Annotated in this window: 10 protein-coding genes, 1 rRNA gene, 1 pseudogene and 1 riboswitch; of the genes and pseudogenes, 1 reads left to right on the plus strand and 11 read right to left on the minus strand. The window is 50.6% G+C overall.

The features are described from left to right. Positions 1 to 7: 7 nt before the first annotated feature. Genes purF through purE form a run of 8 tightly spaced genes read right to left on the minus strand, consistent with a single transcriptional unit; the run spans position 8 to position 8,137 of the window. The gene (purF, locus tag KNO76_RS11770; RefSeq protein WP_214885649.1) at positions 8 to 1,417 is read right to left on the minus strand and encodes an amidophosphoribosyltransferase; all 1,410 of its coding nucleotides are present in this window, start codon (positions 1,415 to 1,417) and stop codon (positions 8 to 10) included. After that, positions 1,393 to 3,612 carry a phosphoribosylformylglycinamidine synthase subunit PurL gene (gene purL / locus KNO76_RS11775; RefSeq protein WP_214885651.1) on the minus strand — a complete coding sequence of 740 codons (2,220 nt, stop codon included), beginning with the start codon at positions 3,610 to 3,612 and terminating at the stop codon, positions 1,393 to 1,395. Before purL ends, purF begins: the two co-directional genes overlap by 25 nt. Continuing rightward, complete coding sequence (gene purQ / locus KNO76_RS11780; RefSeq protein WP_214885653.1) at positions 3,596 to 4,276, minus strand: phosphoribosylformylglycinamidine synthase subunit PurQ; 681 nt, start codon at positions 4,274 to 4,276, stop codon at positions 3,596 to 3,598. The genes purL and purQ overlap by 17 nt, the downstream gene beginning before the upstream one ends. Further along, a complete protein-coding gene (gene purS / locus KNO76_RS11785) occupies positions 4,273 to 4,515 on the minus strand; it encodes a phosphoribosylformylglycinamidine synthase subunit PurS (protein ID WP_026826888.1) in 243 nt (80 codons plus the stop codon). Before purS ends, purQ begins: the two co-directional genes overlap by 4 nt. Then, positions 4,512 to 5,216 carry a phosphoribosylaminoimidazolesuccinocarboxamide synthase gene (gene purC / locus KNO76_RS11790; protein WP_214885654.1) on the minus strand — a complete coding sequence of 235 codons (705 nt, stop codon included), beginning with the start codon at positions 5,214 to 5,216 and terminating at the stop codon, positions 4,512 to 4,514. The genes purS and purC overlap by 4 nt, the downstream gene beginning before the upstream one ends. Before the next feature lie 49 nt (positions 5,217 to 5,265). Then, positions 5,266 to 6,558: an adenylosuccinate lyase gene (gene purB, locus KNO76_RS11795; RefSeq protein ID WP_214885655.1), complete on the minus strand. Its 1,293-nt coding sequence runs from the start codon at positions 6,556 to 6,558 to the stop codon at positions 5,266 to 5,268. Next, positions 6,555 to 7,649 carry a 5-(carboxyamino)imidazole ribonucleotide synthase gene (purK, locus tag KNO76_RS11800; protein ID WP_214885656.1) on the minus strand — a complete coding sequence of 365 codons (1,095 nt, stop codon included), beginning with the start codon at positions 7,647 to 7,649 and terminating at the stop codon, positions 6,555 to 6,557. The genes purB and purK overlap by 4 nt, the downstream gene beginning before the upstream one ends. After that, on the minus strand, positions 7,649 to 8,137 hold the full coding sequence (gene purE, locus KNO76_RS11805) for a 5-(carboxyamino)imidazole ribonucleotide mutase (protein WP_214701001.1): 489 nt from the start codon (positions 8,135 to 8,137) through the stop codon (positions 7,649 to 7,651). The genes purK and purE overlap by 1 nt, the downstream gene beginning before the upstream one ends. Before the next feature lie 70 nt (positions 8,138 to 8,207). Continuing rightward, a riboswitch (purine riboswitch) is annotated at positions 8,208 to 8,309 on the minus strand. Positions 8,310 to 8,455: 146 nt separating this feature from the next. Between purE and KNO76_RS11810 the strand changes: the two are divergent. Beyond that, a pseudogene (locus KNO76_RS11810) lies at positions 8,456 to 8,752 on the plus strand (NUDIX domain-containing protein); the annotation flags it as partial. A gap of 90 nt (positions 8,753 to 8,842) precedes the next feature. On the opposite strand, the gene tnpB reads toward KNO76_RS11810, so the two are convergent. The 3 genes from tnpB to rrf all read right to left on the minus strand — a co-directional run. Beyond that, entirely contained in the window at positions 8,843 to 9,931 is a 1,089-nt protein-coding gene (gene tnpB / locus KNO76_RS11815) for an IS200/IS605 family element RNA-guided endonuclease TnpB (RefSeq protein ID WP_214885657.1), read from the minus strand. Positions 9,932 to 10,345: 414 nt separating this feature from the next. Beyond that, complete coding sequence (locus KNO76_RS11820; protein ID WP_015880702.1) at positions 10,346 to 10,537, minus strand: NETI motif-containing protein; 192 nt, start codon at positions 10,535 to 10,537, stop codon at positions 10,346 to 10,348. A gap of 85 nt (positions 10,538 to 10,622) precedes the next feature. After that, a 5S ribosomal RNA gene (gene rrf, locus KNO76_RS11825) occupies positions 10,623 to 10,709 on the minus strand; the annotation flags it as partial.

A 10,709-nucleotide genomic window follows, 5' to 3' on the forward strand; every position in this document is an offset into this window, starting at 1 on the left:
TTCCCCCTTAAGCCTTTGTCTCTGTTACGAGTTCTGCAAGTTCAGTCGGATAAAGCCCCGTGAAACATGCAGCACACTGCCCGCGTAGTGCTCCTTCGAATGGACGATCGATAGCTTCGACCGTTCCATCCAATGTGAGGAACGCTAGTGAATCGGCACCAATCTCTTCTCTGATTTCTTCAATGGATTTGGTTGCCGCAATTAACTCTTCCTTGGTGGATGTATCGATTCCGTAGTAACACGGATGTTTGATTGGTGGTGACGTGATGCGTACATGCACTTCCGTCGCGCCTGCCTCTCGAAGTAACGTGACGATTCGGCGACTCGTCGTTCCACGGACGATGGAATCATCGACCATGATGACGCGTTTCCCGTTCACGACACCGCGTAACGCTGACAACTTCATCTTCACGCCGCGCTCCCGTAATTCCTGGGACGGTTGAATGAACGTCCGTCCGACGTAACGGTTTTTAATGAGTCCCATTTCGTAAGGGATTCCGCTCGCCTCAGCATAGCCGATTGCCGCAGAAATACTCGAATCCGGCACACCTGTCACGACATCCGCTTCGACCGGTGCTTCTTCAAACATCTTTTTCCCCATGGCCTTACGTGCCGTATGCACGTTGATGCCATCGATGATTGAGTCCGGTCTTGAGAAGTAGATGTATTCCATTGAGCACATGGCACGGACGGCCGCTTCACTGAATCGCTCTGACGTGATGCCTTCATTCGTGATCATGAGCAATTCTCCTGGCTCGACATCCCGGACGTACGTCGCCCCCACGACGTCAAACGCACACGTTTCCGAGGCGAAAACGTACGCCCCGTCTTCCGTCTGTCCGAGTGATAATGGACGTAACCCATGTACGTCAACTCCGACGTATAGCGCGTCTTCCGTCAAGAATAGAAAAGCGAACGCTCCAACGAGACGGGCCAAACTGTCGGCGATTCTTTCTTTTACCGAGTTGCCGCGACTCCGTTTGATGAGATGGGCTACGACTTCTGTGTCAGACGTCGTTTGGAAGATTGCCCCTTCCGCTTCGAGCATATGTTTCAACTCGTTCGCGTTCACGAGATTTCCGTTATGCGCCATCGCCAAATCTCCTGTCAACGACTTGAAATGAAGCGGTTGAACGTTCTCTAGCGTATTGCCGCCCGCCGTCGAGTAGCGGACGTGACCAATCGCATGATTTCCGGTGAGGGCATCGAGCGACATCTCATCAAATACCTCGGTGACGAGACCAAGGCCTCGTTTCGCATGGAGACGCTCGCCGTCTGCCGTGACGATCCCCGTCCCTTCTTGACCACGATGCTGCAAACTGTGAAGTCCGTAATAGGCAAGGTGTGACGCTTCGATGTGACCGAACACACCGAAGACGCCGCACTCCTCATTCATGCCTCGGATGTCATATAACATGGAATAGCTCCTTCCCATACACGCTCCAACTCTTGCACGTCCATTTCAATCAAGCGGTCGCTTGTACGAAGGACAAGCGTTGCTGGCTCTGTGACCGTTCCGATTTTCGTCCCGTTCGTCATGCTCGCAAATGCCTCAGCTTGTGCCTTGTCGACGGTCACGAGGAAGCGTGATTGGGATTCACTGAATAATGCCGTCACAAGATCTGTGTCGATCGTCACGTCCATGCCGAGACCTGTTCCAAAGACCAGTTCTAGTAACGCTGCCGCAAGACCACCTTCTGACACATCGTGTGCCGCCGTGACAAGACCACCACGGATGGCTTGAAGTAATGCTTTCTGTGTGTGACGTTCTTCCTCAAGATCGAGTGTCGGCGCGTGGCCGCTCACTTTACCGTCTTGGAGCATTTGAAGGGCACTTCCGCCAAATTCCGCTTTCGTCTCACCGAGTAAGAAGACGACGTCTCCTGCTTGTTTCGCAAACGAAGTCGTGATGTGTTCCGGCTTCTCGATGAGCCCGACCATTCCGACGACCGGTGTCGGGTAGATGGCTTGCCCGTTCGATTCGTTATATAGCGATACGTTTCCACCAATGACAGGCGTATCGAGCGTACGGCAAGCTTCCGCCATCCCTTCAACGGCTTGGTCGAGCTGCCAGAACCCTTCCGGTTTATCCGGGCTTCCGAAGTTAAGGCAGTCCGTCAAGGCAAGTGGTTCCGCACCACTCGCGACGATATTACGTGCCGCCTCAGCGACAGCGATGGCCCCACCGACACGCGGGTCGAGATATACATATTTCGCGTTGCAGTCTGTCGTCATCGCGAGCGACTTCTCCGTCTCACGAATGCGAATGACCGCGGCATCACTGCCTGGTGCGACAACTGTCGACGTTTGCACCATGTGGTCGTATTGCTCATACACCCAACGTTTCGAGGCGATGCTCGGCATCGCAAGGACGTCTTTCCAAGTCGCCATCACATCCTCGACGATCGGCTTGACCGGCTTCATCGCTTGGAAAGCTTCATAGTATGCCGGAACTTTAGAAGGTTTATGATAGACAGGAGCGTCTTCTGCGAGCGCGTCGACCGGTACTTCAGCTGCGACTTCTCCTTGATGAACGAGACGAAGTACTTTCTCTTCGATGACCTCTCCGACTTTGATCGCATGAAGTCCCCACTTCGTGACGATCGCTTCAATCTCGTCTTCGTGACCTGCTTTGACGACGAGGAGCATCCGCTCTTGCGATTCCGATAGCATCATCTCGTAAGGTGTCATGCCTGTCTCACGTTGCGGGACGAGGTCTAAGTTCATCTCAATCCCCATACCTGCTTTTGAGGCCATCTCTGCTGACGAAGAGGTCAATCCGGCTGCGCCCATGTCTTGAATCCCGACGAGCGCCGGGTGCTTGATGACTTCGAGACACGCTTCGATCAAGAGCTTCTCCATGAACGGGTCTCCGACTTGAACGGCTGGGCGTTTCTCGTCTGCGTCTTCTCCGAGTTCTTCAGAAGCGAACGTGGCACCGTGGATTCCGTCACGTCCTGTCGTCGCTCCGACGTACATGACCGAGTTTCCGACACCTTCCGCGATCCCTTTTTGAATGTCTTCATGACGGATGAAGCCCACACACATCGCGTTGACGAGCGGGTTTCCGGAGTAGGCCGGGTCAAAGGCGACTTCTCCACCGACCGTCGGAATGCCGACACAGTTCCCGTATCCGGCAATGCCTGACACGACATAACCGAATAAATGTTTCACACGTGATTCGTTCAAATCTCCGAAACGGAGTGAGTTCAATAATGCAATCGGACGGGCGCCCATCGAAAAGATGTCACGGATGATTCCACCCACCCCAGTCGCAGCACCTTGATAAGGTTCAATTGCTGACGGGTGATTATGACTCTCGATTTTGAAGGCGACGGCTTGACCGTCTCCGATATCGACGATTCCAGCCCCTTCTCCCGGTCCTTGTAAAACGTGCTTGCCGGTTGTTGGAAACTTCCGGAGCACCGGTTTCGAGTTTTTGTACGAACAGTGTTCAGACCACATGACCGAGAAGAGACCGATTTCTGTATAATTCGGTTCCCGGCCAAGTAGTGAGACGACGAGCGTGTATTCGTCGTCTGATAATCCCATCGTGGCATAGATCTTTTCATCACGGATTTGTGTAGCTGTCGGTTCAGTTGTAAGTAACATATCGTGCCCCCCATTTTACGATTGACGTGAATAACCGTTTACCGTCTTCTACACCGAGCAACGCTTCGACCGCACGCTCCGGGTGTGGCATCATGCCGAGTACGTTTCCTGCCTCGTTCGTGATGCCGGCGATATTTTCGACCGATCCGTTCGGGTTCTCTTTGTACGTGAACGCAATCTGCCCACTTGCCTTTAATGTCTCAAGTGTCGCGTCGTCACAATAGTAGTTCCCTTCCCCGTGTGCAATCGGGACACGAATCGTTTCCTGTGCCGCATACTCACTTGTGAACATCGTTTCGTTGTTTTCGACGACGAGGTCGACCGTCTTACACATGAATTTCAAATCACGGTTTCGCATCAATACACCTGGAAGTAACCCTGCTTCGACGAGTACTTGGAATCCGTTACATACTCCAAGCACCGGACGTCCTTCTTCAGCGAAACGCTTTACTTCAGCCATAATCGGTGAAAATTGGGCGATTGACCCGCAACGCAAGTAATCTCCATATGAGAATCCACCTGGTAACAGGACCCCATCGAACCCTTCAAGTGACGTTTCTGTATGGAATACGTATTCTGCTTCTTCCCCGAGTACGTCTTTTACCGCGTGGTACATGTCGAGGTCACAGTTTGATCCTGGAAAGACGATGACCGCGAACTTCATGCGAGTACCCCCATCTCAATTTCATAATTCTCAATGACCGTATTGACGAGTAACTTCTCACACATTTCTTTGACCATGTCTTCTGTCGTGTCGTCCGCTACTTGAAGCTCGATGATTTTCCCGATGCGCACCGATTCAACGCCAGCGAATCCGAGATGTTCGAGTCCACCTTTCACGGCAACTCCTTGTGGGTCGAGTACACTTTCACGTAATGTCACATACACGTTTACTTTTTTCATTGTCCGTTTCCCCCTATGCGTGTTAACAGTTGTCCATACGTCTCAGTCAAAGAACCTAAATCGCGACGGAATACGTCTTTATCGAGTTTTTGTTTCGTTTCTTGATCCCAGAGGCGGCACGTATCGGGTGAAATCTCATCCGCTAAGATAATCGTCCCATCCACTTTGCCGAACTCTAGTTTGAAATCGATCACGTCGATGCCGTGTTGACCGAAGAAATCGAGTAATACTTCGTTTACCCAAAGTCCAAGTTGTCGCAATGTCTCGACTTCTTTATGTGTAGCGACTTGCAACAATCGGATATGATCCTCTGTGAGGAGCGGGTCCCCGAGGGCGTCATCCTTATAATAAAACTCGACAATCGGTGCGAGGAGCGGTGTTCCTTCTTCCCAACCGAGACGTTTCGCCAGACTGCCGGCTGCGATGTTGCGGACAACCACTTCTAACGGGATGATGTCGACACGACGGACCAACTGTTCCCGGTCTGAGATCCGTTTGATAAAGTGTGTCGGAATCTTGTTGTCATGCATCAATTCGAACAACTGCGTCGTGATGGCGTTGTTCAGGATCCCCTTCCCATCAATCGACTCTTTCTTCTCTCCATTGAATGCTGTCGCATCATCTTTGTAGTACACACGAAGCACACCCGCTTCTTCTGTCTCAAATAACGCTTTCGCCTTGCCTTCATAAATTGCTTTCATCTGAACCGTTCCCCCTTAAAAGTGAGAGGGGCATGTCGCCCCTCAACGATTACAAACCACAGCGTTCAAAAATCGTATCGACACGACGTACGTGATAACGCGGGTCGAACAACTCATCGAGCTCTTCACTCGTAAAGAGTGCGCCCATTTCTTTGTCCTCTTCAATCAATGTCCGGAACATCGTTTCTTCTTCCCACGCCTGCATCGCCTTCGGTTGAACCGCATCGTATGCCGCTTCACGACTCCAGCCCTTCTCGATGAGACCGAGTAAGATCCGTTGCGAGAAGATGATCCCGAACGTACGGTCCATGTTGCGACGCATGTTGTCCGGGAAGACCGTCAAGTTCTTCACGATGTTACCGAAGCGATTTAACATATAGTTGAGAAGAATCGTCGCATCCGGGATGATGATTCGTTCTGCTGATGAGTGCGAGATGTCACGCTCATGCCAGAGCGGAACGTTTTCGTAAGCCGTCATCATGTGACCGCGAATGACACGCGCAAGTCCTGTCATATTCTCAGAACCGATCGGATTCCGTTTATGCGGCATCGCCGAGGACCCTTTTTGTCCTTTCGCAAAGAACTCTTCCACTTCGCGCGTCTCGGTCTTTTGAAGTCCACGAATCTCGGTCGCCATCTTTTCAATCGATGTCGCGATCAATGCGAGCGTCGACATGTACTCGGCATGACGGTCACGTTGGAGTGTCTGTGTCGAGATTGGCGCAGCTTGGATGCCTAGCTTTTCACAGACGTATGATTCGATGAATGGGTCAATATTTGCGAACGTTCCGACCGCTCCGCTCATCTTCCCGAATTCAATCGTTTCGCGAGCTGCCATGAAGCGTTTTTTGTTCCGTTTCATCTCTTCATACCAGAGGGCCAGCTTCAAACCGAACGTGGTCGGTTCTGCATGAACGCCGTGGGTACGTCCCATCATGATGTCATACTTATGTGCTTTCGCTTTTTCTGCGAGAATACCGATGAAGCGATCTAAATCGGCCTCTAAAAGATCATTTGCCTGTTTGATTAAGTACGAGAGTGCCGTGTCGACGACATCCGTCGACGTCAAGCCGTAATGCACCCATTTTTTCTCTTCTCCGAGTGTCTCAGAAACGGCACGAGTGAACGCGATCACATCATGACGTGTCTCTTGTTCAATCTCTAGAATGCGATCAACATCAAACGATGCCTTGTCCCAAAGGACTTGTACATCTTCTTTCGGGATGATGCCGAGTTCACTCCAAGCCTCGCAGGCATAAAGCTCAACTTTTAACCAGGCCTCGAATTTGTTTTGATCAGTCCAAATGTTTGCCATCTCTGGGCGGGTGTAGCGTGAAATCATAAAACGGTCTCCTTCCAAATTGCCAGTTGTTCGATGGTATGAAGCGCTTCTTCGACCGTGTCACCTAGGACGTTCAAATGTCCCATTTTGCGACCTGTCTTCGCTTCATCTTTTCCATACAGATGTAGTTTAACATTCGATGGCAATGCTTTGACATGAAGTCGTGGCATATGTTCGCCGAGAAGGTTGACCATGACGACGGGCGTAGTCAATGTCGTTCGTCCGAGGCGCATTCCGGTCACGGCTCGAATGTGTTGTTCAAATTGTGAGGTTTCACAAGCGTCAATCGTGTAATGCCCGGAGTTGTGGGGACGCGGTGCGAGCTCATTCACATATAGACGTCCATCCGCCATGACGAACAGCTCGACAGCGAGTGTCCCCGTTAAGTCGATATGATCGGCGAGCTGGAGTGCGAGGTGTCTTGCATCCTCTTGAATCTCATCAGTTACACGAGCCGGTACGATGGATAGATGTAGAATGCTGTTGTGATGAATATTTTCACTGATTGGGAACGTCGACGTTTCTTCTTCTCCTCGTGTCACGATGACCGAGATTTCTTTTTTAAACGGCAACCACGCCTCAGCGACATATTCTTGTTCGACAAAGTGTTCAATGAACGCCTGAAGGTCTTGTTCCGATCGAATGACCGTCTGACCTTTCCCGTCATAGCCGAAGCGACACGTTTTGATGACAAATGGGTAGCCGAGCTTCTCATATGCCTGACGTACCTCTCGAACCGTACGAACCGAAACATATGGCGCCACACGTAGTCCTGCTGATTCAATCATCTGTTTTTCTAAGATACGATGTTGCGTTGCCTTCAACACGTCCATACCTTGTGGACATTTCTCTTCGATGGCTGCAATCATTTCCGTGTCGATGTTTTCAAATTCATACGTCACAATGTCTGAACGGTCAGCGAGTTCTTTCGCGGCATTCACATCATCAAATGAAGCGATAATCGAATCCGCTACTTGTGCGGTCGGTGCATTCGGGTTCGGGTCTAGACAAAGCGTCGTGTATCCCATTGCACTCGCGCTGAGTGACATCATCCGTCCAAGCTGTCCTCCACCTAAAATGCCGATTCTCATTAGACCAGTTCCTCCGTTCCACGCATGGCCATCTCTTGTTTTTGCTCTCGGAACATTTCAAGTCGCTTCGTGATTTCTGCTGATTGGATACTGAGGATCTGAGCAGCGAGTAAACCGGCGTTCGTCGCACCTGCTTTACCAATGGCGACAGTCGCTACTGGGACGCCTGCAGGCATCTGTACAATCGACAGTAGCGAATCCATTCCATTGAGTGCTTTCGACTGAACTGGGACACCGATGACAGGAAGAGTCGTTTTTGCGGCGACCATCCCTGGAAGGTGAGCTGCCCCACCAGCACCCGCAATGATGACTTGAATACCTCTGCCTCGTGCCTCTTCCGCATATTCGAACATCAAGTCTGGTGTTCGATGGGCCGATACGACTTGCTTCTCGTATGGAATCTGTAACTCATCCAACATGTCACAAGTATGTTTCATCGTCTCCCAATCAGATGAACTACCCATGATGACGCCTACCACTTCGTTCATTCCACATGTCCCCCTTACAAAAAAGAAATCCCTAAACCGAGCAATCAGTTTAGGGTATAGGCATGACAAATACACGTCCGCTACACCCCATAGTCTGACCAGAGTCGGTGATCAGGTAGAAACTTGCAAGCCATTTCCTTGCGATTATATGGAGCACTATTCATTTTTCTTAACTCACACGCCTATCGTACCTTGTTCTTTGAAAACATGTCAATAAACTGCGAACATTTTAATTGTCTGAATATTTATCGTTCGCCTTTTGGATGTTATCAGTATAATCTTCTCCGCTAATGTATGCTATTGAAAAGGGGGAGTTAGATGAGTTACATAGCGAGTTTACGAGAAGTGATTGGGAACCGCCCGATCATCAGTGTTGGTGCCACTATTTTGGTCATCAATCAAAAGAAAGAAATACTGATGCAACATAGATCCGATACGCTTGATTGGGGTTTACCAGGAGGATCGATGGAGCTCGGGGAAACATTGGAAGAAGTCGCAGCAAGAGAATTAAAAGAAGAAACTGGACTTTTCGCTGAGCAATTTGAATTCATTCAAGCCTTTTCCGGTCCAGATGGTTACTGTGAACTACTCACCACTTATTTGCTTCGCAAATTGAAGGGGGAGCTTCTTGGGAAGACCGTGCTCTTACTAGCCACAGTTGTTTACCAAGCTCGTCGGGTGGTTCCCACCCTGCAGGAATTCGTTTTAGTTTGCCAACATCAACAGGTTGATGCTCGCGTTGATGTCACGGTCATGATGCGCGCCACAGGCACACGTCCATTCACGGACATCCATCGTCTTCTTCTCGCCTTTCTCGCCACAAGAAGAACAGATCTGCGTCGATGCGTACCAAGGGTCTGCCTTGATGAGCGTCCGTCCGAAGAAGTTTGATTTGTACTCGAGTTGCCGGACGAACTCGTACCAACTGACATCGCCAACCGATTTGGCTAAGCGTCGGTTCTTCATCATGTTGCTCGATTTCAATGTCTCTACGACGATGACTTGGTTCTCGTCAACGATCCGTCTCGACAGTTTGTGAAGGAAGTCCTTGCGTTGGTTCGCGATCTTCTCATGTCTCTTAGCCAAAAGTAATTTGGCCTTTTCACGATTCTTGCTCCCGATCTTCTTTCGCGACAGCGCCCGTTGCGCCTTCTTGACCTTCGCTTCGGATTTACGAAGGAAACGTGGGTTTTCGATTTTCTCCGAGACCATCTCGTCGTTCGTCATGACGGCGAAGTGTTTTAGGCCGAGATCGATCCTGATCTTGTGCTCGGCCGGGATCAAGGGTTCATCGTCCTGTTTGACGAGGATGGAGATGAAGAACTTACCTGTTTTGGTCATCGACACCGTCGCCGACCGGATGACGCCCTCGAACGGACGATGCTGTGTGAACCGCACGAACCCGATTTTAGGAAGTCTCACCTTGCCGTTCTCGATGCGGATCGTGCCGTGCTGGTTGTTCGTCGTGTAGGAGGCGCGCGACCGTCGTCTCGATTTGAAGGCCGGGAAGCCGCCCGTCCCGGCGAAGAACTTCGCGAACGCGTTGTCGAGGTTCAGCTTCGCGTTCGCGAGCGCGAGACTGTCCGCCTCGGCGAGGAACGGGAACAGGGGCTTGTAGGAGGCGGGTGTCGCCGGTTTCCGTCTCGTTCCGCTCCCCGTTTTCGCCTCCTCGCGGATGGCGATGCGGTCCTCGAGTAGCTTGTTGTAGATGAATCGGGCGTAGCCGATTGTCTTGATGAGGAACTCGGCCTGTTCCGGCGTCGGGTGGAGCCGATATTTATAGCCTTTCAGCATGTCTGTCCCTCCTCCCTCCAGAAGATCGTAATGTGTTTTCTCATCCGATACCCGCCGAAGGGGGATAGGAATCTGACGGAATACCGAACTTTTGTTCGTCATATCTGTCACAGGGGGAGAAGACTTTTGGATCGGGCGATTCATCACCCACCTACGCTGTGCACGTCCCGATTCGTAGCCAGGGTTCCGTCCGGTCCATCGCGAGTTCCAGATACGTCTCTATTTTCATACATTCCATTGTGGTAAGATGAACATAGCTCATAGCGATTCCTCGGTCTGAATGTTTGTGTGGTAACTTCATTCTACACGAGGAAAGCGTCATGGGCTTTTTTGTGTTCACTTTTGGGTGTTGCACTTAATTTTATAATTCATCACATAAAAAAGCCGTCACACAGATTGTGTGACGGCTTGGCATTAGGATTCTTTAGAGACGCATTCAAATAAAATCGATTGATGGGAATGGACAGGTTCATCTTTGGCTCCCGTTTGCTCAAAGACGGGCTTTTCAATGCGGCGTATAGGACGATAACCCATTTCATTGATTCGATCTAAACATTCACTGACCGTTTCATTTGGTTCGACATATACTTTGATTTTCTTAGCCATTTCTTAACGTCCTCTCTTCCACTAAGCTGAATCGATGATACGAAAAAACGGCGGCCCTTGAGCGAATGCTCCAGAACCACCGTTTGCCTGGCAACGTCCTATCCTCACAGGGGGAGATCCCCCAACTACTTTCGGCGCTGAGACGCTTAACTTCCGTGTTCGGCATGGGAAC

Source organism: Exiguobacterium sp. s101 (assembly GCF_018617835.1).
Lineage (GTDB): Bacteria > Bacillota > Bacilli > Exiguobacteriales > Exiguobacteriaceae > Exiguobacterium > Exiguobacterium marinum.